This is a genomic window from Burkholderia sp. 3C (assembly GCF_054589155.1).
On the sequence record NZ_BAAILN010000069.1, the window covers coordinates 69,297 to 95,947 of the forward strand.

Genomic DNA, 26,651 nt, shown 5'->3' on the forward strand with positions numbered 1-26,651 from the left:
CTACTCTGCATTCCGCCACCTCGCTTGCGGAAAACCGATGCAAATTTGCAACTGATTCGCACGCCGATGCATGCACTGCTTGGGTTGGGCGACAGCTCGCAGTAAACTCGCGCCGCGCGGTCAGACGACACCCGATGCACCGCGCCCGGTAAACAAGGCTGCACAGCCAGATAAACAAAACCGGATACCGTCGGCACAACCGGCGTTCGATAGCACTCCAATCAATCGCACCACCTTCGACGCCATTGCGCCTGCCGTTTCGAGACGGCAGCGATGCGTCGCACGCAGGAGACGACCTTGCTCAAGAAAATGACCACCGTTGCGGCCATGGCCGCCTTTGGCACGACGCTCGCCCATGCGCAGAGCAGCGTGACGCTGTATGGCCTGATCGACACCGGCCTCAGCTACGTCAATCACAGCGCCACCGCCACCGGCTCGGCGAAGCGCTTCAAATACGACGACGGCGTCGCGCAGGGCACCCGTTGGGGCCTGCGCGGTTCGGAAGACCTCGGCGGCGGCCTGAAGGCCATCTTCCTGTTGGAAAACGGCTTCAACACCGGCACCGGCGCGATCAACCAGGGTGGCGCGATGTTCGGCCGCCAGGCGTACGTGGGCCTGACGAAGGACGGTATCGGCTCGCTGACGTTCGGCCGCCAGTACACGTTCTCGACCGACGTGCTGGGTGGCCAGTATTCGGCCGGCACCAACACCGTGGCCGGCAACTACGCCTACCACATCAACGATTTCGACCAACTCGTGAACAGCCGCATCAACAACGCGGTCAAGTTCTCGTCGGCGAACTTCTCGGGCGTGACGTTCGGCGCGTTGTACGGCTTTTCGAACCAGGCCGGCGCCTTCAGCGGCTCGGCCCCGGTTGGCGGCGCGACCGGTTCGTCGCGTGCCTACAGCTTCGGCCTGAACTACGCGATGGGCAGCTTCTCGGTGGGCGCGGCCTATACCGACATCTCGTACCCGACGGCCGAAGTCCCGGCGTTCCCGACCTCGATCGCGAACGTCAACGCAGGCGGCACGGGGGGCGGCAAGGATCTGCGCACGTTCGGCATCGGCACGCGTTACCTGTTCGCCAACGCCGCGCTGTTCGCGCTGTACACGAACACGCGCATCGAAGCGCTGAACGGCGCGGCCACCTCGCTCGACGCGGTGGACGTGGGCGGCCGCTACAACTTCACGACGGCGCTGTCCGGCGGCCTGGCCTACACGTACACGCGCATGCACAACGCGAACGGCGGCCACTGGAACCAGATCGACGCCAGCCTCGATTACGCACTGAGCAAGCGTACCGACGTGTACGTGGTGGGCGTGTATCAGAAGGCATCGGGGCGCAACGGCACGCAGGACGTGCAGGCGCAAATTGGTTCGAGCACGGCGTTCTTCGGCCCGTCGGGCAATGGCACGACCAACCAGATCGCCGCGCGCGTGGGTATTCGCCACAAGTTCTGACGCGCGGTTCGCCGCTTTCCGGCATGACGCAGCGCCGGCCCGTGAATGCGGGTCGGCGCTTTTTTATTTGCTACGTCGTCCTTGCTTTCCGTTCAACGTGGACGGCTGCCTGCCGGGCGGCATGCGACAACGCACTACCCGGATCGTGACTTCACGCCACCTCGGCCGTTTGCGAAGCCGCGCGATGCACGGGCCGCTTGAGCCCGAGGTGTTCGCGCAGCGTGTGCCCGGTGTATTCGCTGCGGAACAGGCCGCGCCGGCGCAGTTCCGGCAGCACGAGTTCGATGAATTCGGCAAGGCCGCCCGGGAACCACGGCGCCATGATGTTGAAGCCATCCGCGCCGCCTTCCTCGAACCATTGCTGAAGCTGATCGGCGATGCTGGCCGGCGTGCCCACCACCTGCTGGTGGCCGCGCGCGCCCGCGATGCGCAGGTAGAGCTGGCGGATCGTGAGTTGGTCGCGCCGCGCCAACTCGAGCAGCAGATGCTGACGGCTCTTCGGGCCATTGGTCTCCGGCAGTTCGGGAATCGGGCCGTCGATGTCGTGGCCCGACAGATCCACGCCGCCGATCACGGTGGACAACAGCGCGAGGCCCACCACCGGGTCCACGCGCGATTGCAGCGCCTCGAACTTCTCTTCGGCCTCGGCTTGGGTGCGGCCCACCACCGGGAAGATGCCCGGCATGATCCTGACGTCGTCGGGCTCGCGCCCGTAGGCGGGCAGGCGGCCCTTGATGTCGGCGTAGAACGCCTTGGCCTCGTCGAACGTCTGATGCGCGACGAAGATCACCTCGGCGGTGCGGGCGGCCAGCGCGCGGCCGTCCTCCGACGCACCGGCCTGCACGATCACCGGCCGGCCCTGCGGCGAGCGGTTCACGTTGAGCGGGCCGCGCACCTGGAAGTGCTTGCCGCGATGGTTCAGCACGTGGAGCCGGTCGGTGTCGAGATAGATGCCGCTGTCCTTGTCGCGCACGAAGCTGGTCTCTTCCCACGAATCCCACAGGCCGAGCACCACGTCATGGAACTCCGCGGCGCGCTCGTAGCGTTCGGCGTGATCGGGCAACGCATCGCGGTTGAAGTTCTGCGCCTCGGCGGTGCCGCTCGAGGTCACGAGGTTCCAGCCCGCGCGGCCGCCCGAGATCTGGTCGAGCGTGGCGAAGCGGCGCGCCACGTTGTACGGCTCGTGAAACGAGGTGGACACCGTGGCGATCAGGCCGATGCGCTCGGTCACGGCGGCCAGCGCCGACAGCAGCGTGACCGGCTCGAAGAAATCGGTGCGCGCCGTGCGCGCCAGCGACGGCAGGTGCGTGCTTCGCACGCCCGACGAATCGGCCAGGAACACGGCGTCGAATTTGGCGGCTTCGGCGAGCCGCGCCAGCTCGACGTAATGGCGGAAATTGCTGCCGGCGTCGGCCTGCGCGTCGGGATGGCGCCAGCCGGCGATATGGTGGCCGGTCTGCATCAGGAAGGCGCCGAGCGAGAACTGCCGGGAGGATCGTGTCATGGTGGCCCTGGTCGTCGATGAGTGCGATGGCATGCGATGACATTCGGGGCCGTTCCGGCCGGCCGGGCCGGCGATCCGCAGGCGGATGCGCAGCGCCGTCGCGAACGCGCTCGAAGGTCAGGAGCCCCACACACTAGATACGCGGCGGGCTTCGGACAACCAAGGAATTGTGTGATCGATATGAGCGATGCGATGGGCGCCGCCGCCGGGTTTTGCGTGCACGATCGCCCGCGACGTTGGAAAATGTTGCCACCACCGTCACTGCCGTGCGTTGCCCGGCAACCTAAGCAAAGGGAAAACCGAAATGGAACAAGATCGTCATGGGCGCCGCCTGAAGGTGCTTGCCGTGGGCGCGTTGTCGGATCGCGTGATGCATGCGCTGGCCGAGCATCATGACGTCGCCCGCCTGTGGGCCGCCCCCGATCGCGCTGCCTTCCTCGCGGAGCGGGCCGGCGAATTCGAGGTCATCGCCACCAGCGGCGCGTATGGCGCGAGCGCCGAACTGATCGGCGCGTTGCCGAACCTCAAGCTGATTGTCAGCTTCGGCGTGGGCACCGATCCGATCGATCTCGACGCGGCGCGCGCACGCGGCGTGGCCGTCACCAACACGCCCGGCGTGCTCAACGAATGCGTGGCCGATTTCGCGCTGGGCTTGTTGCTCGGGCTGTCGCGGCGCGTGGTGGAAGGGGACCGCTTCGTGCGCGACGGCAAGTGGGCGAACGCGCGCCTGCCGCTCGGCACCAAGCTCGGCGGCAAGCTGTGCGGGATCGTCGGGATGGGCGGCATCGGCCGCGAGATCGCCAAGCGCGTGGCCGCCTGCGGCATGCGCGTGGCCTATCACGGCCCGAACCGCAAGACGGATCTCGCGTACGACTACTACCCGTCGCTGCGCGAACTGGCCGCGGCGGCCGATGTGCTGATCCTGGCGCTGCCGGGCGGCGCGCAAACGCGCCACGTGGTCGATGCCGACGTGCTCGACGCGCTCGGCCCGAACGGGCAGCTCGTGAACGTGGCGCGCGGCAGCGTGGTCGATCAGGCGGCGCTCGTCGATGCGCTGCTCAACCGGCGCATCGCGGGCGCCGCGCTCGACGTGTTCGACGATGAGCCGGCCGTGCCGGCCGAACTGCTCGGCCTCGACAACGTGGTGCTGGCACCGCACACGGCGAGCGGCACGCACGAGACGCGCGAGGCGATGGCCGCGCTGTTCCTCGCCAACCTGGCGGCTTATGCGAGCGGCGAGGCCTTGCTGACGCCGGTGGCCTGATCGCACCAGCATTGCCACGCTTCGCGATACGCGGCTTCCACTTGCACCGCGAAGCGTGCGCCATCCATCAACGGCGAGGCCGCGAGGCGCGCACGCAAGCCGGCGCGCAATTCGGCCAGGCGCGGCAGGTCGCGCGCCAGCGCCACCGCGATCTCGACGAAGCGCGCATCGCTGTCGGCAGCGATCTCGCGCAGCCCCAGGTTTTCCGATTGGCTCAACCCGGCGCGGCCAACCACCGTATCGGCCACGCGCGTGACGACCGGCACGCCCATCCAGTACGCATCGAGGCTCGTCGTGTGACCGTTGTACGGGATCGTATCGAGGCCGATGTCGATGTGGTGATACGTCTCCAGATAGCGGTTGCGCGGCTGGAACGGCGTGAACGTGACGCGCTCGGCCGCGATGCCGTGGCGTTCGAGGCGCGCCAGCAGGTGCGTGCGCGCCGATCCTTCCGGCGCGAGCAGGATCAGCAGCGCGGTGTCCAGTTCGCGCATCACGTTGCCCCATAGCCGCAGCGTGGCGTCGCCGAGCTTGCACGGGTTGTTCAGGCATCCGAAGGTCGGATGGCCGTTGGTCAGCGCGGGCAGGGCGTTGACGCCCGGCGTGCCGTCCAGCGGGTCGTAGCACCAGAACGTGTCGGGCAGGCGCAGCGATCGTTCGGTGTACGCAGCATCCGAGCCGACCGGGTCGAGCCACGGATCGGTCAGCCGGTAGTCGATCGCCTCGATGCCGGTCGTGCCCGGATACGCCAGCCACGCGATCTGCACCGGTGCGGGCTTGCGCGCGAACAGCAGCGGCCGGCCGTCGGCCATGTGCATGCCGAGGTCGATCAGGATGTCGATCCGGTCGTTGCGAATCTGCCGCGCGAGCGCGGCGTCATCGAGCAGGCTCACGTCGCGCCAGACATCGGCATGCGCCGCAAGCTGCTGCGTCAGCGCATCGGGGCGTACCACGCTCGAATAGCAGACGATCTCGAAGCGCGCGTGATCGTGATTCGACAGCAACGGCTGCATGAACAGCGCCTGGCAATGATGACGAAAATCGGACGACACATAGCCGATCCGCAGGCGGCGTGACGGCGTGGCGTCGTTCGGATGCGGCTGCCGTTCGGCGCGCAACGGTGCTTCGTGCCGTGCCGACCAGCGGCGCGCTTCGGCGAGCGGCGCGTCGGGATGCACCGACTGAAAACACAGCGCGTAGGCCAGGTTGCTGTGCGCCACCACGTTGCCGGGGTCCGCTTCGAGCGCGCGGCGGTAGCACGCGATGCCTTCGTCGAGGCGGCCCTGATCCTTCAGCACGTTGCCGAGGTTGTTGAGCGTCACCGCGTGCCGTGGTTCGACCGCGAGCACGTCGCGCAGGCGCGCTTCGGCCTCGTCCATTGCGCCGAGCGTGCGCAACACGGCGGCCAGGTTGTTGAGCGCGGCCGTGAAGCCGGGGCGCACGGCGATCGCCACGTCGAACGCCTGCGCCGCTTCGTGCGCGTGCCCCAGTTCGCGGCAGACGATGCCGAGGTTGTTGTAGGCGTCGGCGTGCGCGGGCGTCAGTTCGATTGCACGCAGGTAATGCGCCAGCGCATCCTGCCGTTGGCCGAGCGCGTGCAGCGCGTTGCCGAGGTTGTACGACGCTTCGGGCGCGGCCGGATCGAGTTCGAGCGCGCGTGCCAGCGACGCGGCACTCGCCGCGAAATCGCCGTGCCGGTGCTGCGCCACGCCGAGGTTCGTCAGCGCGCTGACCGATTGCGGCGCGGCTTGCACGGCCGCCGTCAGCCAGCCCAGCGCGTCGCCGGCATGGCCCGCCGCCAGCACCAGCGCGCCGAGGTTGGTCAGCGTGTCGGGGTCCGCCGGGTTCAGGGCCAGCGCGCGTCGATACGCCGTTTGCGCCGCATCCGGATCGCCTTGCCGCGCGTGGCAGTTGCCGAGCCGGCCGAGCGCGTCGGCCCGGTTCGGGTCGAGCGCCAGCACGGCGGTGTAGGCATCGATGGCGGCCGGATAGTCGGCGGTTGCCTGCAGGGCGGAGGCGAGCGCGAACAGCGCGTCGGGCGAATCGATCTCGATCGCCAGTGCTTGCCGGTAGGCGTCGATCGCGTCGGCGTGGCGCTGTGCAGCCGTGAACACATGGCCGCGTGCGAGGTGATAGCGGGCGCGGTGCGGCGCGCAAGACAGCGCACGGTCGAGCCAGTCGAGCGCATGGTCGTGCGCGCCGCATTGCATGTCGAGCACGCCGAGACGAAACATCAGGTCCGCGTCGCCGGGTTCGGCCGCGAGCGCGTGCTCGTACAGGTCGCGCGCATCGCCGAAGCGGCCCGCCATATGGTGGGCCGTTGCGAGCGCAAGCATTTCCGCGTGTTCCATCGTTGGCCAGTGCTGGATGAGCAGTTGCCTCGCGCCGGGCGCGAAGGGAGGAAATCCAGTGACGATAGCAAGCCGATTCGGGGTGCTGGTTACCGCGTCTTTCAGGTGAGCGGCGGGTAGCGTGACGTGTACGGCGCACGGCGGGATTGCCCGTATGCAACGGAATAATCGGTGCGCCGTGGGCGCTGCCTGATGGCAGCCGGCGAACCAAGGCTGGTGCGGGGTGGCGCGCCTGCGCACGAAAACCGTGCGAGGCCGCGCCTTTCAATGCGACGACGGCGAGCTGCTGCGGCGGCTTGCATGAACGATGCAATGGGCCGACAAAGCTTTCCGTTCGCAAGAAACAATCGGTAATGCGAAGGGTTTCGGCGGTTCAGGGAAACGAACGATGGTGACGGTGTCTCGGCGAAAAACATCCGCGCCTGCCGCTCGGCGTGATGAAACGCCAGCGCCGTCGCGACGCGATCAACGCAGGCGTTCGACCCACACCGACACGTCATCCCCGCTGCCGAGCTTCGGCTCGATCAAGCCGTCGATCATGAACGTCGGCGAGACGTGAATGCCGTTCTGGCGCGCGTATTTCGCATGCCATTTGATTTCGCGATCGAGATCCGGAATCGCGAACGCGTCGCGCAGGGCGATGCCGCTGTAGCGCTCGATTCGCGCAATGATGTCGTTCGGCGTGGCGTCGAGGTTCGGGCCGCCGGCGTGATGCGTGAATTCGAACGCCTCACGATGCGCCGCCACCGCGGCGAGCACCGCCTTCGCGGCTTCGCGCCCGTCCGGCAGCGTCGATGCGGCGAGGATGCAGCGCACGATCACGCCGGAATACAGATGCCACGGCTGCGATTGCAGACGAATCCTGATCGTGATGCGATCTTCGCCGGCCGCCTGCAGCAGCGCGTCGAGCTTGCCGAATGCTCTCACCGAGAACGGGCAGGTCGGTTCCAGGAACACTTCGAAAACGCGTGGGCCGGTGCCCCAGACGAGCGGGGCGGCGGTCCACGAAGGGGCGGCGTTGGCGGCTGAATTCATGAAGGGGAGAGCCTCGAAAAAGGATGGGAGCGGCGACGCGAGGTTTCGCGTTTCGGTTTGGCATCATGTCACGATGGCGTGCGGCGTGAATCACGGGTTGTCCAGCGCTCGCGCACCGAGCATCCAGCAGGCCGCGGTGTAACGGACTTCGGATTCCTGTACATACGGATCGAACGCTGCCCGGACTGATTTGACGACTTGCGACCGTATCGGTTCGCTGGTCTGTTGCAGCAGCATGCCGACCGGGCCGACGCGGCTGAAATAGTCGACCAGTTCGGTCTCGGGCAGTACGCAGTCCACATCAATGGCGCGGATATCGATCTGCGTCCAGCCGCTTCGTTCCAGCATCGAAGCAACCCGATGCGAATCCGCGAACGAGAATTGCCCCGGCCCGTCGGGGCGGCGTGCGGGCAAGTTCGGCAAGAACGGGGCGGCGGCGCGTTCGGCGACGGTCATGAACGGATTGTCCGCCGCGCTGCGCCAAGCGATGCAGCGCAATTCGGCGCCGTCTTTCGCGGCGCGCCTCACGTTCGTGAAGGCGAACAGCGGGTCGTCGAAGAACATGACGCCAAACCGCGACATGATCAGATCGAAGCTGGCCGGCTCGAAGCGGTGAGTCTGGGCGTCGGCGGCGATGAAGCGGGCTGCCGCGTCAAGCTGCCCGGCACGCCTGCGGGCCACCTCGATCATCGGTGCGGAAATGTCCACGCCTACTGCTTCGCCATCCGCCCCGAGCCGCCTCGCGGCGGCCAGCGTCGTCGCGCCCGTGCCGCAGCCGATGTCCAGCACGCGGCGCTTTGCTCCGGCGTCGATCGCGTCCACGAGCAGCGCTTCGAACGGCTCGAACATGCCGTCGAGCATCGTTTGTCCGGCGATCCACGCGCGTGCGGCGCTGCCGTTCCAGAGCGCCGCCTGCGCGTTGTCGGCTGCGGGGGTGTCGTCCATGATCATTCTCGGTGGCATGCCCCGGCAGGGGCGGGAGCTACACTATGCAAGTTCAAGTCGGCTTGAGGTCAAGCGATGATCAATCTGGATATCGGCGAGGTCGTGCGGCAGTCGGGCGTGCCGGCATCGACGTTGCGGTTCTACGAGGAGAAGGGGCTGATTGCCTCGACGGGGCGCCGTGGCTTGCGGCGGTTGTTCGATCCCGCCGTCATCGATCAATTGACCTTGATCGCGTTGGGGCGCGCCGCCGGTTTTTCTCTGGACGAGATCGCATCGATGTTCGCACCAGGCGGGCAACCGCGTATCGATCGCGACCTGCTGTCGGCCAAGGCCGACGAACTGGACGCGACGATTCGCAAGCTGAGCGTCATGCGCGACGGGCTCAGGCATGCCGCGGCGTGCCCCGCGCCCGATCACATGGCGTGCTCGACGTTCCGTCGGATCCTCCGGGCGGTGGCGTCGAGAAGGCCCGGGCAGAAAAACAAGTCGATGCTTCGGCGAGCATGAGCACGCCGCGATGTCCGCGTGCGGCGTTGGCGCCGCCGCCGCTGGCATGTCGAGCGCGTCGTAAAACGCAAGGCGAAACGCCGCCTCAGCGCAGCGGCTGCGCGTGCGCGGTGTCGTCGTCGATGTCGTGCCGGGTCGGCTCGAAGCGCACGATGATCAGGAATCCGATCGGAATCAGCGCCGACAGCGACACGATCCAGAACATCCCGGTGTCGTAGTGCGCCTTCAGGATCGGCAGCACGAACAGCGCGAGCGCGCTGCCCGCGCCGGCCAACGCACGGCCGAAACCGATGCCGGTGCCGCGGATCGCGGTGGGGTACGACAGCGCCGGATAGATCATCATCTGCGCGCCCGGCCCGAAGCCTTCCGCGAACAGCCAGGCGCCGAGCATCGCCAGCGCGAGGCCGATGCCGAGCGCCGTCTGCGGATGGCCGAGCAGCGCAAGCGCGACCAGCGACACGAACTGGATCGCGAAGCCGGCGATCGCCACTTGCCGCGATGGCCGGCGGTAGGCGAGGCGCATGCCGAGCAAGCCGCCCGTCAGCGCGAACAGCAGGTTCAGCGCGAGCGAGGCCGAAATCGTCTCGAACACGCCCGCGCCGAGGAATTGCGACAGGATCGACGGCAGGAAGAACGCGATCGCCGTGTATTCGAACGGAATGCAGAGATTCATCGCGCTGGCCACCAGCGTGCGGGCCAGGTACGGGCGCCGGAACAGCACGAGGAAACTGACGCGCGGCGGTTCGGGCGGCGCGGTGGCGTCGGCGGCCTTGTGCGCATGGATGCCGTAGGACTCGCGCAGGATGCGCGCCGCATCGTCGAGCTTGCCCTGGTTCGCGGCCCACAGCGGCGATTCGTTCATGAAGCGGTGCCGCACCGCGATGATCACGAGCGCCGGCACCGCGCCGAAAATCAGCGAGGCGCGCCAGAGCCAGCCGATATGCTCGGCCGGCAGCGCGAAATACAGCCCGAACACGATCAGGAAGCACACGGATGACGCCGCGTACCACATCGGGCACCAGGCCGCGAGCCGCGACGCCTTGTTGCCACGCCCCTGGAACTTCGAGAACTCGGACAGGAAGGCCATCGCCACCGGCAGGTCGATGCCCACGCCGAGGCCCATCACGAAGCGCGCCGCGATCAGCACCCACACGTTCGGCGCGAGGCCGGCCGCGATCGCGGCCACCACGAAGAACAGCATGTCGGCCATGAACACGCGGTAGCGGCCGATCCGGTCGGTGAACCAGCCGCCGACGAGGCTGCCGAGGATCGTGCCGATCATGATCGACGAGGTGACGAGGCCCGTCAGCGCGGGCGTGAGGCCAAATTCGCGCACCACGTCCTGAATGCCGTAGGACAGCGTGGTCAGGTCGTAGGCGTCGAGGAACACGCCGCCGAGCGCGAGCAGCACGATCACGCGCGCATGGCTCGCGCGGCTGGCGCTGGTGTTGATCAGGCGCGAAACGTCGCTCGCGGAACGGATCGGCGTCGAGAGCGACGGATCGAAGTCGAGGGTGCTCAAGGAATTCTCCACGGTTGGCGATCGCTGCGGCGCGCGAGGCGCGGGCACGGTCGCGAAGGCCGATGCTAGGCAAAGGCCGCGTGGCGATGAACGGACGAATCCCGATTAGCAAATGACGCCGGCAGGCATGGCGGCGACGGCGCGCGCGGCAGCGGCGAGGTGGATGCGATGACGCCGGTGAAGGCGGTTCCGGCGTGGCCGGTGCGGGCTGCAACGTCGGCCGTGCCGGCGTGCGCGCATATCGTTAGCGGAAATCGATCGAAGCGGGGTGGCCGCATGCGAGCCGAAAGGGGCGGCGGCGAGGCGCCGCTTCGACAAGTCAAAGTGACGCCGGTTCCGCACTGACTATATATAGTGTGTTGCGCGCGGCGCACCGGTTTCGCCGAGGCGCCGCGTCCGATCTCAGCGCCAGCCGCCGGGCACGAACACCCACGCCGGCCCCTGCTGTTGCCAGTGCCCGCCGGCCCAGCGGCGCCCGCGGCGCGCCACGACCCAGTGCCCCGGCACCCACACGTAATTCCCCCTGCGCCAATCCCAGTAGCCGTCGGCCCAGATATAGCCGCGCGGGCGCGGCGGTGGTGGGCGGCGGTCGCGTCGCAGCGGGGGCGGCGGCCGGTTCGGACGCCCGCCGACCGGTGGTGGAGGCGGACGGCCACCGGGCGACGGAGGACGCCCGGGCGGCGGCGCGGGTTGCGCATTCGTGGTGACGGCCGTGCCGCTGGCCAGTGCGGCGCCGATCAGGGCTGCCGCTCGGAGGAAATTGCGACGTTGCATCGAAAGTCTCCCGTCTCGAGGAAGGGTGCCGCCCGGCGGGCGGTGCACGCAGCGCCAAATTAGCTTACGACTAGCCTGGTTACATTACAGACGTCGTAACGACTGTTACGCGTGGCGTGTCGGGCGGGAGGGCGGGTTGACGAAGCGGGACGAAAACGTTTCCGGAAAGAATTCGGGGCGTCAATTGCACCAAATAAGTGCAAATTGAGCATTTTTTACTGATTCGGAAGGTTTTCCCGCCATTGCCTTGTTGTTTCTTTGCAACCGTCAAGATGCTGACACAAACGAATGCGTGTTGCGGATACGCCAAAAAGGTGGCGTCAAGAGATCAAAAAAACAAGCCAAAACAAAGGGTTAGGGCAGACTACCATTTCTATTATTTCTGGTTAGAGAAAAAGTTATTTCTTTATTCGCGTGCGGCGGCCCTAGGGTCCACCCCTAAACTCACGTTTCCCAGAGCGGCCAACCATCCGGGCGCCGCCACGTAGAAGTCCTCGTGGCGCTTCCGGGCGGTTGCAGACCGTTCATGAAACAAGGTCGCAAGACCTGCCTCTTTTTAGATGAAGGGAGCTCCACGAATGAAGAAGACTCTGATCGTTGCAGCCGCTGCAGCATCGTTCGCAACCGTTGCCCACGCACAAAGCAGCGTCACGCTGTACGGCGTGCTCGACGCAGGCATCACGTACCAAAGCAACGTCGCCGGCAAGTCGCGCGTTTCGGAAGGCACGGGCGTCAACCAAAGCCTGTTCGGTCTGCGTGGTTCGGAAGACCTCGGCGGCGGCCTGAAGGCAATCTTCACGTTGGAAAGCGGCTTCAACCTGGGTAACGGCCGCTTCGACAACAACAACGGCATGTTCAACCGTCAAGCGTTCGTCGGTCTGTCGAGCCAATACGGCACGGTCACGCTGGGTCGCCAATACGACGCAGTCCAGGACTACCTGGCACCGCTGACGGCAACCGGCTCGTGGGGCGGCACGTACTTCGCTCACGTCGGCAACCTCGACAACCTGAGCACCGACGGCGGCTACGCAACGAACAACTCGATCAAGTTCACGAGCGCGAACTACGCCGGCCTGCAATTCGGCGGCACGTACGCATTCTCGAACAACACGAACTTCGGCAACAACCGTGCATACAGCGGCGGCGTGTCGTACCAGTTCCAAGGCCTGAAGCTGGCGGGTGCCTACTCGCAACTGAACAACCCGAACTCGGTGGCAGGCGGTGCAGTTGACGCCAACAACCCGTTCGGCACGCAAGGTCGCGTCCGTACGTACGGCGCAGCTGCCGGCTACGCATTCGGCCCGGCGCAAGTCGGCGCAGCATGGACGCAAGCGCGTCTGGACGACACGGTTTCGGGCGGCAACCTGCGCATCGACAACTACGAAGTCAACGGCAAGTACAACCTGACGCCGGCTCTGGGTCTGGGCGTGGCTTACACGTACTCGAACGGCGAAACCGGCCAGCACAACTTCCACTTCAACCAAGTGGGCCTGCAAGCCGATTACGCACTGTCGAAGCGCACCGACGTGTACGCACAAGCTGTGTACCAACGTGCAAGCGGCGCGCAAGCGTCGATCTACAACGGCTCGTTCATCTCGAGCACGTCGAACCAGTCGTCGGGCATCAACCAGACGGCAGCGACGGTTGGCCTGCGTCACCGCTTCTAAGCATGACGTTTGCCCGGGCAGTTCCGCCGGGCTGGCAAATGAAAAAAGCGCCTTCGGGCGCTTTTTTCGTTAACGGGCTGCCGCATCGTCAGCCGGATGCGGCCTGCGATCGTGCATGGCTCGATCGCAGCGACACGGCTTCAACGCGTGTAATCGCCGCTCGCCTCGGGCTGATAGACGATGGCGGACACGGTCACGGTGCCGGCCGCCGTATTCGGCAAGGTCACGGCAACGCGCTCGCCCTTGCGCGCGCCGAGCAGTGCCAGCCCGACCGGCGAAAAAACATTCAGCTTGCCGCTGGCGAGGTTGGCCTGGTCGGGGTACACGAGCGTCCAGGTGATGGCTTCTTGGGTGGTGTCGTCGGTCAACGAGAACTGTGAGTTCATCGTGATCACGTCCGATTTCATCGCCTCGGGGCCGACGATTTCGGCGCGTTCGAGCAGGGTATCGAGGGTGGCTTGCAGGCGCGAATCGCGTTCGGCGTGCTTTTCGAGGCGCGCCACGTCGAGTTCGGTCAGTTGCAACAGGCGACGGGGTTTCATGGAGCTTGTCCTTTTTTGAGCGTGATATGCCGCGGCCGGCGGCAGAAATGGCAATGACGTGAGCCCGGCGCCTGGCTGGCGCCCGGGTCAGGGCGGATCAGCTGGGGCGCCGGGCGGCAGCCTGCGGAACCTTGGCGTGAGCGCGTTGCGAACCGGCCGCACACCCGCCCGCGCCGGCAATGCGGCGGCGTAAGGCAGGGCGGTGGGCGGGGAACGAGCGCATCACGAAGGGCGGGGAATTTTGATGAAATCCCAGCCATTATAGCGTTGCCAAATGGCGGCGCGGTCAGAAAGTCGCCATCCAGTTGTCAGCAATTGTTGTCCAAATGTACAAACTGACGGCAATGTCAGGCGAGAATATTGGGGAATTTTTGCTATTTGTGCAACGGTGTATGTCCAGACTAAGTGTTTTCCCTTGGTTGATCGAGGTCTACACTGCAGTTGTTCGCTTCAGACAAACAGCACTGCCGGAAGCGACATAAAACACAATATCTCGGAGGTAACACCATGAAATCGCTCGTCCTTACCGCTGTTGTCGCTTCGGCTCTCATCGCTCCTGTCGCTTCGTTCGCTCAGTCGAACCAGCCGGTGACGCGCGCCGAAGTTCGTGCGCAACTGATTCAACTCGAACAAGCCGGCTACAACCCGGTCGCCAGCGACGCGCAATACCCGCGTGACATCCAGACCGCCGAAGCGCGCGTCCAGCAATCGCAACAAACGCTGACCCATGCCGACACCAGCGGCTATGGCGTGCAGCCGGTCGCCAGCACCCAATCGGGCAGCCGCCGTGCGGTGGACGCACCGAACCCGGTGGACAGCGTCTACTTCGGTCATTAAGGCAGGGCGTGACGGCAGGCCGCGAAGTCGCGGCCTTGCGCAATGACATGACGAGGCCGCGCCTCGTCACCGATTCCACAGATCAGGTCTGATGCCCGCGCGTGAACCGCCGGCGGGCGTGTACCGAACAGGACCTCCGTCGCCGCAACACGGCGGCTTTGCCCAGACGTGAAAGGCGTTTGGGCATTTTTTGCAACCTGTTCGGCCTGGGGCTTATTCGGCGTCGGAGCCGATCGGCGTGCCGTGGATGTAATGCTCGAGCTGGCTGATCATGAATTGCTGGTCGGCAATCACGCTCTTGACCAAGTCACCTATCGAAATCACGCCGGCCAGCTTGCCGTTGTCGAGCACCGGCAGGTGGCGCATGCGGTGTTCGGTCATCAGCGCCATGCATTCGTCGCTGGTGGCAGACGGTTCGACGTAGCGCACCTTCACGGTCATGATTTCCTCGATGCGCGTGGCCTTCGACGAGCGTTCGAGCAGCACGACCTTGCGCGCGTAATCGCGCTCGGTCACGATGCCGACGATATCGTTGCCTTCCTTCACGACGAGCGCACCGACGCTCTTGATCGCCATCAACTTCAACGCATCGTAAACCGACTCATCCTTGCCGATCGTGTGCACCGTTTGGCCGGCATCGGGCTTTGATTTGAGAATATTCGCGACGGTAGTGCTCATACGATCTCCGGAAACCGGGTGGGAGACATGCCCGGGGGAACCCATTGAAAAGCGCCCGCACGGGGCGGACGTGGGGTAGAACGCTTAACGTAGATTAGCGGTAAACTCCGGCAGCGCGCCACCCAGAACATTCCTTAACTCCGATTTTTCGATGCTTTCCATGCCTTCGCAATCTTCCTTGCCGTCCGCGGACGAGCGCCATGCCGACGAATGCGTCACGCTCGTGGCCTCGGCAACGCTTCCGACCCGCTACGGCACGTTCATGTCTTATGCGTTTCGCGTCACCGGCAGCGAGGCCGAACATCTGGCGCTCGTCGCTGGCGACGTTGCGGAGCAGCAATCGGTGCTGACGCGCCTGCACTCGGAATGTCTGACGGGTGACGTGTTCGGATCTTACCGCTGCGACTGCGGCGAGCAACTCGATCTGGCGCTGCGTTATATCGCCGCAGAAGGGCGCGGGGTGCTGCTGTACCTGCGCGGCCATGAAGGGCGCGGCATCGGCCTGAGCAACAAGATCCGCGCGTACGCCCTGCAGGAACAGGGGCGCGACACGGTCGAGGCGAACCGCGACCTGGGCCTGCCCGACGATTCCCGCGAATACGATTCTGCCGCCGCGATCCTGCGGATTTTGAAGGTGAGCTCGGTGCGGCTGATGAGCAACAACCCGAAGAAGTTCGACACGTTGGTCGCGCACGGGATTCCCGTGAGCGAGCGTGTGGCGCTGGCCGTGCCGATTCGAGACGAAAACGAACGGTATATCCGCACCAAGCAGTCGAAATTCGGGCATTACTTCGACGAGAACGAGTGATTGATGCAGGGCCTCTTCGGAGGCCCTTGTTGCATCTGGGTGATGAGCCTACAGTCCCTTGTCCATAAGGCTCGGAACAGAAAGTTGCGTTTTGCAGGAAAGCTGAGGAAGCTTGGCAACCTGGCGTTGGATTTTTCGGTGCGGCGCCGAAAAACTACGCTCATCGGGTGGCCCCCACGCTAAAACCTACGCCGCCCAATTGTTACCTCGCCACGCCTGTCGGCGCGCTACGGGCGATCGCGGACGCCAAATTTTGTGATCGAGACCGTTGGCACATCCGGCTGCCACACGTTCGCGTCACTCGGCGTCGAGTTGAATTCCAGTTTTCACGCGAATGCCTGTCCGATGTGCAGATCGCGTGCGAGGGAATCGATCTGTCTGGTGTTCCCTCGGTCGATCGACGGATCTGTCACCAAGCCGCTACGGCCTGCATACGCCTGCGCCTCGTATTAATCGGCTCGAGTGGTAGCTGACCGGTGCGGGGCACCATGATTATCGACGTGCCCACCGTCCACGCAGGTTTGTTCGATCTGAATATGATGACCGCGCCGCGGCAGCGACTTTACGACGATGCTTGTATGTTGGTATGTAATTTACGTCTTTCCGCTTTTTGATATCCAACGAAATAAATACAAAAATTACAATAAAATAATAAGAATGGCGATATTTTAAGTAATTTCTTTCTTTTTGTAAGAAATTTGATTTTTTGATAAATGCAAAGTGATTTCACGAGGTAATAATTTGAAAAATATGGTAACCTCGCTCCGCGTCCGGCTCGATGCAGATAAAACGAATCATAAATTTATGAGAGGAAAGCAGTGAAAAAGGGGATTTTTTTATTTTTAGGTTTGCTTTTGGTGCACCTGTCATCGGCATTTGCCACCGTTATTCCTACGGGCACGACGCTCTATCTCGGAGCCCAGGTTTGCTCGGAGAATGGGCAATACTGCCTCGATATGCAGGCGTCCGATGGTAATCTCGTACTTTATGGTCCCACCGGCGCATTGTGGGCATCGGGCACGGCAAACAAGGGTGCAACGCGGGCCGTCATGCAGCCGGATGGCAATTTCGTTGTGTACACGTCAGCGAATGTAGCCTTGCTCGTATTGAACACGGAGCATGCCGGTGCGTACCTGAATGTGCAGAACGACGGTAACTTGGCGCTGTATTGGGATCGTGCAATTTGGCAAAGCAATACGAGTGATCCGAATTCGGTTCAAACGAATCAGGGCCGTATTTTGCATACCGATTCCAGGATTCCCGTTGGCGCAAGCTACACGGTTGGTCAGTATTTCCTGATTTTGCAAGCAGACGGGAATTTCGCTCTGTATAAAAATGGTGTGCCGATTTGGTACACCGCTACTGCGGGAAAAGGTGTGACGGCGGCCTGGATGCAGAACGACGGCAATCTCACTATGACGAATGACGCAGGAGCCGCACTCTGGCAGTCGAATACAGGCGGTAATGCGAATGCTTATTTTGCGTTCCAGCCCGACGGAAATCTGGTGATTTACACGCCGACTGTCAGCTGGGATCGTCTGGCGCACTTCGATCATCCGGATTACCTGGACCACAGCGGCGGGGGCTATTGTTTCGCTTGCACGGCCGAGCCGATTTCGATTCCGTTCTAAATACCAACCGACAGAACGTTGAGCCAAAGACGTGAGCAGGACGAAGGGCCCTCCAAGTGGGGCCCTTTTGCATTCATGATTTCATCGCTCAACGGCCTCGACCTATCGCCCCACTATTTACGCTCGGCCCTCCATTTGCTGCGACTCCTCATTACTTCGACGAGAACGAATAAGCGCCTCGCCGAACCTCGCATCCCCCCGAAAACGGGCCTCGTCGAGGCCCGTATTTCATGTCTGCTGCGTTGCGCAAACAGCGCCGCCTGGCGCATCGGCCCAGCCCGTCAGCGCACTATCCCCACCCCGAGCGCCCGCTGATCGCCGCGTCCGTGGTCGTCCACCACCCGCACCGTATAGCTGCCCACCGTGGCCGGCTGCCAGAACAGCGGCTCGCCGGGCCGGCTGCGGCCGACGTAGGCGTCGTCGACGAACCAGTACAGCGCATGCGCGCTCGCGTCGGCGGTGGCGTTGAAGGCGATGCGCGTGCCGTCGGGCGTGCTCATCCGCATCGCATAGGTGCTGCCGCGCAGCGGCGACGTGATGCGCGGCGGCCCGCCCGACATCTGGCCGGCATCGCGGCAGGCCGGATTCTGCGGCGGCCGGCGGCGCGGAACGCCGGCCTGGGCGAACACCTGTTGCAGATCGGACGGCCAGTACTCGTAGATTTCCACGTGCGTGCGCTTGTCGTCGTAGGGCGGGCAGGCGGCCTGGCCGGTGGCGTCGTCGATCACGACGGGGCGGTGCACGGTGCTGACGCGAATCGGCGACACGCCCGGGATGAACCAGGTCCAGCCCTGCTGCGGACACCATTCGTTCGGCAGATCGCCGCTCGCCAGGCAGATGCGCACGCGCTTGAGCCCGGCCGGCACCGGCCGCGGCGGCTCGGTGATCGGCCGTTCGGCGCGCAATGCATCGATGGTCTGGAAGAACAGCGGGGCGGCCGCGTCCACGCCGATAAATGCGGTGTTGCTCGAATTGTCGAAATTGCCGACCCACACGATCAGCACGTAAGGCCCGACGATGCCGGCCGTCCACGCATCGCGGAACGACCACGAGGTGCCGGTCTTCCAGTAGACGGGCAGCGCCGACGGCTGCGCGCCGCTGGTTTCGTCGGGCCGCAGGTGCTGGCGCAGCATGTCCATCACCATGTAGCTGGCGTCGGCGCTGAACAGCCGGCGGCCCGCCGCGCGCGGCTCGTCGGCGCGCAGCCGCAGCGGCCGGTACACGCCGCTGTTGGCGAGCGTGGCGTACAGCGCGGCCAGTTCCTGCATGGTCACCTCGCCGCCGCCGAGCACGAGCGCGAGGCCGTAATGCTGCGGGCTGCGCGCGAGCCGCACGTCGGCGCTCTGCAGGAATGCGTAGAGATCGGGCTTCTTCAGTTGCGACGCCACCCACACGGCCGGCACGTTGCGGCTGCGGTTCAGCGCGTCGGTGGCGGTGATCGGGCCGAGGAAATGGCCGTCGAAATTCTCGGGTGCGTAGGGGCCGAACGAGGTCGGCACGTCGCGCAGCACGGTTTGCGGATGCAGCACGCCCTGGTCGAAGCCGAGCCCGTAGATGAACGGCTTCAGCGTGGAGCCGGGCGAGCGCTTGGCCTGCGTGCCGTTGACCTGGCCGTGGATCGACCGGTCGAAGAAGTCGGCCGAGCCGACCATCGCCTTGATGCTCATGTCGCGCGTGTCGACCAGCAGGGCGGACGCGTTGCGCACGCCTTGCACGGCATTGCGCGCGACGTAACGGTGGATCTGCCGTTCAAGCAATTGTTGCAGGCCGAGATCGAGCGTGGTGACGAGGTGCTCGCTGCTTGCGGCGGTATCGGCCGGCAGCGCGGCATCGCGCGCGGCCAGCGCCTGATTGACCGCATGCGGCGCGAGGAAAGGCATCGCATCGAGCGGCCGCAGCGCGAACGGCAACGCGAACAGCGATTGCAGCCCGCCGTCGGAGGGATGCGTGTGCAACCAGGCGGTGAAGAGCCGGTTGCGCGAGGCGGCGAGCGCGCGGTTGATCTCGGTCTGATCGGCGCCGCCGCGCACGCGTCGTGCGGGGTCCTGAGGAATCACGGCGAGCGCGAGCGCTTCGGGCAACGTCAGCGCGGCGGCCGGTTTGTCGAAGTAGGCGAGGCTCGCGGTGCCCACGCCCTCGACGTTGCGGCCGTACGGCGCGAGATTGAGGTAGGCCTCCAGGATCTGCCGCTTCGAATAGCTCAGTTCGAGTTGCAGCGCGCGACCGACCTGCACGAGCTTGCCGAGCGGCGAGCGCGTGTTCAGTTGCCACATGGAGCGCGCCAGTTGCATGGTCAGCGTCGAGCCGCCCTGCGGGTTGCCGCCGCGCACGTAGGTGATCCACGCGCCGCGCAGGAGTCCGTACGGATTGAAGCCGGGGTGCCAGCGGAACCAGCGATCCTCGTGCATCAGCACGGCCGCGACGAGTTGCGGCGACATCCGGTCGAGCGGCACCCAGAGCCGATAGCGATCGTCCTTGGCGAGCGTCAGGCGCAGCAGCTTGCCGTTTGCATCGACGACGGCCGTGGAGGTGGGCTTCCAGTCGCGCAGCAGCGGGTGCGGCCACAGACGAAAGCCAACCAGCACGACGGCCACGAGCAGCACCACGGCCACGGCGTTGTGCCGGCGGCGCAGGCTGCGGGCAACCGCCCCGAGCGCCGCGCGGCCGCGCTCGCGCCAGGCAGGGCGGCCGCTCATGCAAGCACCTCGCGCGCGGCACGCGCCACGCGTTGCATCGCACGCCGCATCACGGCGCGCGCTGCACCGTCAGCGTTGCGCCGCCCGGCGATTGCGCCTGGATGCGGCGGTCGTACATCGATTCGCCGTAGGCCGGCGGCACGCCGAAGCTGCCGGCGTTGGTGGCCTTGATGCGGTAGACGAACTCCTGCACGTCGGTGTTCGCACTGCCGTAGATCACCACGCGATCGTCGCGGATATCGGCGTACTGCGGCTGCCAGGTCGAGCCCGCGACGCCGATCGGCGAGCGCCAGACGGCGTCGGCGGCGGGCGCGCTGCCATCGCCGTCGCCATTGCCGTTACTGTCGCCGCTGCCGTCCTGCGTATCGGCGGCGGGCGCCGGGGGTGGCGTCAGCACCGGGTCGAAGCCACCCGGCAGCAGATCGACGATCGCGATGTTGCCGACGCTGGCCGAGCCGGTCGCGCGGATCTTCAGGTGCACGTCGATCTCGTCGCCGAGCGCGATCTTGCCGAGCGGCTTGCCGTCCTTGTCGGTGTACTCGCGCACGATTTCGAGGCCGTCCTTGATCGCCTGGGTCGACGCGGCGCGATCGTAGCCGGACTGGCTCGCGATCCACCACGCCGGCTGCGTGCCGCCGTTGACGATGTCCACACGTGTGGCCGCCGCGTTCCAGGACGCCGTGCGCAACAGGTTCGCGCGTACCGTGGAGATGTCCTTCGGCGCGACGCCGGCGCGTTGCTCCTCGATCGCGAGCTTGTCGATGCCGCCCGCATTGGCGCCGGCGTAGGCGTCGAGCGCGAGGATCGTCATGGCCGACGACAGCGTGTTGAAGCGGTCCTGCTGCAACGGCAGCACCAGGTTGTCGAGCACGCGCGGCGACAGTGCGCGGGCCCGCTCGGGGAAGTGCTTCGACAGCAGATACAGCACCGACGCATCGCGTGTCAGCGGGTCGATGTAGTAGCCGCTCGGGAACGCTTCGTTCTGCGACGGTTTGCGTTCGAGCAGCGCCTGCGGCCCGGCGATCAGCGCGGCGGCGGCCTTGTCCTGCTTCAGCAACTGGTACGACGCGGCCAGCCAGGCCGCGGCGAGATCCTGCTTCCAGTCGTTCGGATAGGCATCCTGAAGACGCTTCTGCACCGCCGCGAGCGCGTTGGTGGTGACGTTGCCCTCGCGCGTCAGCAGATAGACGGCGTACGCGCGCTGCCGCAACTGGTCGAGCGAGCCGAGCGCGTCGTTGGTCGACAACTGTTGCAGATAGGCGTTGCCGGCGTCGAACATGTCGCCCGGCACGGCGGCGCCGCGCTCGCGCGCATCGATCAGCACATGCATCGCGTAGGCCGACACGAACGGATCGGCGTCGGGCGTGGCGGTCCAGACGCCGAAGCCGCCCTGCGCATTCTGGCGCGTGCGCAAGGTCTGGAAAAACATCTTCAGCGCGTCGGCGTTGGCGGCATCCGCGCCGGCCGACGGCGCGTGCTGCGCGTTGGTCAGCGCCTGCACCGACAGCCATTTCGCGGCGAACAGGCGCGGCACCGTGGCACTCACGAGCTGCTCGCTGCAGTAGTTGTCGTAGTTGCTCAGGTACGCGGCCAGCCCTTCGCCGAGCACCAGCGGCGCGGTGGAAACAGCCGCGTCGCGCGATGCATAGGCGTCGTACATGGCGCGCAGGTTCGGCACGCTGGCGCGCTTGCCCGGGGCGACGCGCGAGAATTCCACCTGCGAGCGGAACGGCGCGGCGGGGCGCACCGACACCTCCACGCTTTGCCGCGCGCTCTTGTCGCCGTAGCTCGCGGTGAACGCCAGCGGGCCGCTGCCGAGCGTGCTGGTGGCGCGAATCCGGAAGCGCGCCACGCCCTCGTGCATCGGTGCGAGCGGCAGCGCCTGGGTGGCCGCGCCAACCACCTGGAACTGCGCGCCGGGCTTCAGCGCAACGTCGACCGGCACCGGTTTATTGCCGCCGCCATCGAGGTTGTTCGCCACGCCCACACTGATCTCGGCTTCGTCGCCGGGTGCGAGGGTGGTCGGCACGTTCGGGCTCAGCACGAAATCGCCGCGCACGGTGGTGGCGCTCTCGACCGTGCCGATCTTGTCCGGCGCGACCGAGACGGCCATCACGCGCAGCCGCCCGTTGAAGTAGTCGGGCACGCGGTAGCTGAATTTCGCGTCGCCGTTCACGTCGACGATGCCCGACCAGAACACCACCGGCTTGTCGTGCTTGCGACGGAACGGGTTGAGCTGGCGGCCGATCGCCTCGTCGGCGTCACCGCCCGGCGCGGCCATCGCCATCAGCTTGTCGAAATCCGGCAGGATCAGGTCGAGGATCTGCGAGGTGCCCACTTCGAGCATCCGTTTGCGGAAGAACATCTTGAGCGGATCGCCGAGCTTGTAGCGCGCGACCTGCAGGATGCCTTCATCGACGGCGAACACCACCACCTTCGACGGCACCGGCGTATGCACCGTGAAGGTGGCCGTGTCGCCCGGCTTGACGAGCGTGGGCGCGTCGACGGCCAGCTTGTTGCGGCGCGCGTCGAGGTTCACCGAGAACGGCACCACGCCATAACTGAGCGGGCTCATGAAGATTTCGTCCGACGACGGATCGCGGACGAACTGCACGTTGATGTAGCCGTTGCCTTCGAAGCCGGCCGGCACCGTGATGTGCTGCACCGAGCTGGTGGTGTCGGCATGGAACCACGCGTGCGCGTAGACCTTGTCGCGTTCGATCGTGATCAGGCCGCTGCCCGCGTAGGGCGCGCGGATCGCCACGTCGATCGTCTCGCCGGGTTGGTAATCCGGCTTGCCGAGGTTGATCTGCAACTCGGCGTTGCGATCGAGCGAGCGCGACACGTTGGCGTCGCCGGCCACCGAGTAGTCGATGCGATTGACCTCGGTGCCGTCGGCGCGCTTGATGCGCAGCGCATAGCTGCCGGGCTGATCGGTGCGCAGCGCGAGGTCGAGGCCCGCGGCCGGAATCGTCAGCGGAGCTTCCTGCACGGGCACTTCCTTGAGGCGCGAATCGTACTTGTAGGCGCCGGAATCCTGGCGCGTCAGCACCGACACGTAGCGCAGCTCGACCAGTTGCGCGCGCAGGTCCTTCAGCGCGATCGTCTGTGCATGCGGATCGATCGCGATCAGCTTGACCGAGCGCGGGCTGCCGCGCTTCACGTAGCCGAGATCGTCCACCGCGCGATAGCCGACCAGCCAGTCGTTGTTCGAGACCAGCGCCTGCGCGTTGGCGGCGACGCTGCGGCCGCCCTCGGCCTCGTAGGCCTTGGCCTGGAAGTAGAGCTGGTAGGTGGCGTCGGCGTATTTCTTGAGATCGAGATCGAATTCGGCGTGGCCGTTGTCGTCGGTCTTGCCGTCTTCCAGCGTGGTGGTGTAGCCCTCCTTGGCGCGCCGCGCGTCGAAGAAGTGGTAATCCTTCCAGGCGCGGAACGCGGGCCACACGGGCCGCAGCGTCAGCGTGGCGGCGACGCGGCGGCTTGCGGCCGGCGTGCCGAACAGGTTGCGCGCGTCGACGACGCCCTTCAGCGCATCCGGCTTGACCCAGCCGTCGGCGGTTTGCGCGGACAGCCGCGCGTCCACCTTCATGCGGTCCGGCTCGAACTCCTTGACCTGCACGGTGGTGCTGCCGATCGGCTCGTCGCCGGGCTTGCCGTCCTTGACGATGTAGAGGTTGATCGTCCACGCGCCGGTGGGCGCCGTCTCGGCCGGCGTGTAGTCGAGCGAGGTGAAGCCGCTGGCGTCGATCGAAACGGGCGGGCGCGCCACCGTGATGCCGCGCGGATCGACGATCTCGGCCTGCAGGGGCACGCCGGCCGGGCTGCGCGCCCAGCTTGCGGCGCGCACGATGAGGCCGATATGGAACAGGTCGCCCGGCCGGTACAGGTCGCGGTCGGAGAACAGATAGGCCGACAGTTGCCCCTGGTTCGCGGCATTGCGCTCGCCGCCCACGTCGAAGCGCGAGAAATCGAGCTGGCGGTCGCGGCCCGCGAACGGCAGGAACGAAAGATCGTTGTCCTTCCTGACGACGTACAGCTCGGGGCGCTTCTCGCGTTCGAGGCCCTTGAGCGTGGGGATATGCACCTGGCCGTCGGCGTCGGTGGTTTGCGTTGCGAGCGGCTGGCCGTTGACGGCAAGCAGCGAGACCGTTGCGCCTGCAACCGGTTTGCCGGTGCGGATCGATTGCACGAACACGTCCTGGCTGCCGTCGAGCGCCTGCTTGACGAGCATGCCGAGGTCGGTCACCACGATCAGGCGCGTGTCGCTCGGCATGGCGTCGTCGCCGCTGCCGTCGCCATTGTTGTTGTCGGCCGAATCGTCGTTGTCCTGACCGCCGTCGCTGTCGGTCGCGCCGCTGCCGTCGTCCTTGTTCGCCTTCTTGTCCTTGGCCGGATCGTAGCCGGCGAGGTGCAGCAGGAACACGCCGCGCTTGCCGTCCTTCAGGTACTGGCCGAGATCGAGGCCTTCGTAGTGCGCCTTGCCGGGGTCGCCGGCCGGGAACGCGCGCTTGTCGATGAAGCGCTCGACGATGTGATCCTCGCTGAAGCTGTACGACAGTTCGGGCTGCGAATAACTGCCCTGATTGAAGCTGACCAGATGCTGCAATTGATCGGGCAGCACGCGGCCGATTTCGAGCTTCATGCCGGGCAGGTTGCGCGCGACGATCGACAGCCGCTTGCTGCCCGACAGCGACAGCAGCGAGCCGTCGGCCATGAAGCGCAGCAGCTTCGGATAGTCGGGCACGGTCAGCACACGCTGCACCGGCTCGCCGAGCAGGTAGCCGCCGGCCGATTTCAGGCCCGCGTCGAAGCGCACGTAGAGCTTCTGGCCCGGCGTTGCATGGAACTTGAAGCTCTGCATCGGCGCGGTGTCGTCCTCGGTCGGCACCGTGGCCAGCGGCAGCGGCGTGGCGCGCTTGAGCAGCGCGTCGTCGATCTCGGACGGCTGCCAGTCGTAGGGGCCGTCGTCGGCGTCCTGCTGCACGCCGGGCTTGCGCCTGGGCAGCACCCACGCGTGGGCGCGCGAGGCCAGATCGTCGGCGCGCACGCCGTCGCTCAGTTGCGAGACGAGCACCTGTTCGGGTTCGTAGCGATCGTTGTCGACCAGGGTAGGGGTGACGTCGCCGATCTTCAGGCTGTACAGGCCGGGCACGTCCACCTGGGCGTGCAGCACGTCCTGGGTGCCGTCTCCGCCGCGCGCACTGCGCACGCCCTTGTCGATGTCGACGCGCGCCGTGAGCGGATCGCGAGGGATATCGAGCGGCTGGGAATGGACCCATGCGTTGATGCGGCGCGCGTCGTAGTTGACCGTATAGCGCAGCGGCGACACCGTCTTGCCGTCGCGCGCGACCAGCGACAGCGCGATGCGCTTCTCGAACGCGGCCGGATCGACCGGGTAGTTGAAGCCGACCTGCATGATGGTTTTCTTCGCGGCCGGGTTCTTCGGGTCCTGATAGAACTCGGTGCTGCCGATGCTGGCCTTGAAGGCGGCGATGTCGAACGCGAAATGGTCGTCGGCCATCTTCACCTGCGGCGCGAACACGCGGCGCACGGCGAAGCGCACCTCGACGTGCGCGCCCACCGGCCAATCGACGGCCGGCGTGAAGCGCAGCGTGTGATCGTCGTTCCAGTGCCATTCGCCCTTCAGCGCGGGCGACATCTCGATGCCGTCCGGCACGCTTTTGCCGACCTGCTCGATCGGCGCGGCCGAGCGCGAGAACGCGATGTCGAGCGGATGCACGGTGGCCAGCGGCTTGCCCGATTCGTCGGTGTCGTAGCTCGTGACGGCGGGCGCGGTGACCTTGAACGTGACCTCGTCGGGCGCGACGGTCTTGGGGCGGTGCTGATACCAGTAGCCGCCGCCGGCCAGCGCGAGCACGCCGGCCGCGATGCCGAGCGCATGCCAGGGGCGGCGGCGCACTGCGTGCCCGGTGACGCCGGCCCAGGCCGGTGCGGTCCACGACAGGTTGCCGAACACCGGCCGCAGCAACCGCCCGAGCAGGCGGAAGGTCCAGCGGATCGCATGCAGCGGCCACACCAGCAAAAGGCGCAATACATCCATCTTGTTATATCCCGGTCGGTCGGGCCACGCGGCGCTGCCGCGCGCTTCCCTGAGAGCGTTTATTCGAGTTCGTAGGCGGCGCGTTCGACGGCCGGTCCGCGCCGGCCGCTCACCTTACCGTTCGGGTGGGGGAAAGACAAGATTCGCGGCGGATGCGGCGGGATAAATCGGATTCGGGTTGATCGGGCCGGCCGCTGCTCTCCGATTGCATTCCGCCGACCGCCGACCGCCGACCGCCGACCGCCGACCGCCGACCGCCGACCGCCGACCGCCGACCGCCAACCGCCAACCGCCAACCGCCAACCGCCAACCGCCAACCGCCAACCGCCAACCGCCAACCGCCAACCGCCAACCGCCAACCGCCAACC

17 protein-coding genes are annotated in these 26,651 nt (G+C 65.9%); 7 read left to right on the forward strand and 10 right to left on the reverse strand.

Annotation, left to right across the window (positions count from 1 at the left end):
- Nucleotides 1-297 precede the first annotated feature (297 nt).
- Nucleotides 298-1,461 (forward strand): porin, encoded by a 1,164-nt coding sequence (locus tag ACYP33_RS12750; protein ID WP_414447268.1) that lies wholly within the window; start codon nucleotides 298-300, stop codon nucleotides 1,459-1,461.
- 151 nt (nucleotides 1,462-1,612) lie between these two features.
- Here ACYP33_RS12750 and ACYP33_RS12755 read toward each other — a convergent pair whose 3' ends face one another.
- Nucleotides 1,613-2,965 (reverse strand): LLM class flavin-dependent oxidoreductase, encoded by a 1,353-nt coding sequence (locus ACYP33_RS12755; protein ID WP_414447269.1) that lies wholly within the window; start codon nucleotides 2,963-2,965, stop codon nucleotides 1,613-1,615.
- Nucleotides 2,966-3,269: 304 nt separating this feature from the next.
- On the opposite strand from ACYP33_RS12755, the gene ACYP33_RS12760 reads away from it, so the two are divergent.
- Complete coding sequence (locus ACYP33_RS12760; RefSeq protein ID WP_459622085.1) at nucleotides 3,270-4,229, forward strand: 2-hydroxyacid dehydrogenase; 960 nt, start codon at nucleotides 3,270-3,272, stop codon at nucleotides 4,227-4,229.
- Here the strand turns inward: ACYP33_RS12760 and ACYP33_RS12765 are convergent.
- The 3 genes from ACYP33_RS12765 to ACYP33_RS12775 form a co-directional block, all read right to left on the reverse strand.
- Nucleotides 4,190-6,565, reverse strand: coding sequence for a tetratricopeptide repeat protein (locus tag ACYP33_RS12765; RefSeq protein ID WP_459622087.1), 2,376 nt, complete (start codon nucleotides 6,563-6,565; stop codon nucleotides 4,190-4,192). The genes ACYP33_RS12760 and ACYP33_RS12765 overlap by 40 nt on opposite strands.
- Nucleotides 6,566-7,045: 480 nt before the next feature.
- Nucleotides 7,046-7,615, reverse strand: a complete 570-nt coding sequence (locus ACYP33_RS12770) for a DsbA family protein (protein ID WP_414447272.1) — start codon at nucleotides 7,613-7,615, stop codon at nucleotides 7,046-7,048.
- Nucleotides 7,616-7,705: 90 nt separating this feature from the next.
- On the reverse strand, nucleotides 7,706-8,560 hold the full coding sequence (locus ACYP33_RS12775; protein ID WP_459622089.1) for a class I SAM-dependent methyltransferase: 855 nt from the start codon (nucleotides 8,558-8,560) through the stop codon (nucleotides 7,706-7,708).
- Nucleotides 8,561-8,635: 75 nt separating this feature from the next.
- Between ACYP33_RS12775 and ACYP33_RS12780 the strand changes: the two genes are divergently transcribed.
- Nucleotides 8,636-9,067: a helix-turn-helix domain-containing protein gene (locus ACYP33_RS12780; protein WP_459622091.1), complete on the forward strand. Its 432-nt coding sequence runs from the start codon at nucleotides 8,636-8,638 to the stop codon at nucleotides 9,065-9,067.
- A gap of 85 nt (nucleotides 9,068-9,152) precedes the next feature.
- Here the strand turns inward: ACYP33_RS12780 and ACYP33_RS12785 are convergent, their stop codons facing one another.
- The gene (locus ACYP33_RS12785) at nucleotides 9,153-10,589 is read right to left on the reverse strand and encodes an MFS transporter (protein WP_459622093.1); all 1,437 of its coding nucleotides are present in this window, start codon (nucleotides 10,587-10,589) and stop codon (nucleotides 9,153-9,155) included.
- Nucleotides 10,590-10,991: 402 nt separating this feature from the next.
- A complete protein-coding gene (locus ACYP33_RS12790; protein WP_459622095.1) occupies nucleotides 10,992-11,363 on the reverse strand; it encodes a twin-arginine translocation signal domain-containing protein in 372 nt (123 codons plus the stop codon).
- A gap of 578 nt (nucleotides 11,364-11,941) precedes the next feature.
- Here ACYP33_RS12790 and ACYP33_RS12795 point away from each other — a divergent pair.
- Nucleotides 11,942-13,030, forward strand: a complete 1,089-nt coding sequence (locus tag ACYP33_RS12795; RefSeq protein ID WP_414439560.1) for a porin — start codon at nucleotides 11,942-11,944, stop codon at nucleotides 13,028-13,030.
- 140 nt (nucleotides 13,031-13,170) lie between these two features.
- Here the strand turns inward: ACYP33_RS12795 and ACYP33_RS12800 are convergent, their stop codons facing one another.
- On the reverse strand, nucleotides 13,171-13,572 hold the full coding sequence (locus ACYP33_RS12800) for a GreA/GreB family elongation factor (protein ID WP_414439559.1): 402 nt from the start codon (nucleotides 13,570-13,572) through the stop codon (nucleotides 13,171-13,173).
- Between the two features lie 507 nt (nucleotides 13,573-14,079).
- Between ACYP33_RS12800 and ACYP33_RS12805 the strand changes: the two genes are divergently transcribed.
- Nucleotides 14,080-14,409 (forward strand): DUF4148 domain-containing protein, encoded by a 330-nt coding sequence (locus ACYP33_RS12805; RefSeq protein WP_414447277.1) that lies wholly within the window; start codon nucleotides 14,080-14,082, stop codon nucleotides 14,407-14,409.
- Nucleotides 14,410-14,622: 213 nt separating this feature from the next.
- Here ACYP33_RS12805 and ACYP33_RS12810 read toward each other — a convergent pair whose 3' ends face one another.
- Nucleotides 14,623-15,087: a CBS domain-containing protein gene (locus ACYP33_RS12810; protein ID WP_414439557.1), complete on the reverse strand. Its 465-nt coding sequence runs from the start codon at nucleotides 15,085-15,087 to the stop codon at nucleotides 14,623-14,625.
- A gap of 160 nt (nucleotides 15,088-15,247) precedes the next feature.
- Here ACYP33_RS12810 and ribA point away from each other — a divergent pair, with 160 nt between their 5' ends.
- Together ribA and ACYP33_RS12820 are read left to right on the forward strand one after the other, a co-directional pair.
- Entirely contained in the window at nucleotides 15,248-15,895 is a 648-nt protein-coding gene (gene ribA, locus ACYP33_RS12815) for a GTP cyclohydrolase II (protein WP_414439556.1), read from the forward strand.
- Between the two features lie 818 nt (nucleotides 15,896-16,713).
- On the forward strand, nucleotides 16,714-17,526 hold the full coding sequence (locus ACYP33_RS12820) for a curculin (mannose-binding) lectin (protein WP_414447278.1): 813 nt from the start codon (nucleotides 16,714-16,716) through the stop codon (nucleotides 17,524-17,526).
- 281 nt (nucleotides 17,527-17,807) lie between these two features.
- Here ACYP33_RS12820 and pbpC read toward each other — a convergent pair whose 3' ends face one another.
- Both pbpC and ACYP33_RS12830 read right to left on the reverse strand, forming a co-directional pair.
- Nucleotides 17,808-20,222, reverse strand: coding sequence for a penicillin-binding protein 1C (gene pbpC / locus ACYP33_RS12825; protein WP_459622098.1), 2,415 nt, complete (start codon nucleotides 20,220-20,222; stop codon nucleotides 17,808-17,810).
- A 49-nt stretch (nucleotides 20,223-20,271) separates the two neighbouring features.
- Entirely contained in the window at nucleotides 20,272-26,283 is a 6,012-nt protein-coding gene (locus ACYP33_RS12830; protein WP_459622100.1) for an MG2 domain-containing protein, read from the reverse strand.
- Between the last annotated feature and the right edge of the window lie 368 nt (nucleotides 26,284-26,651).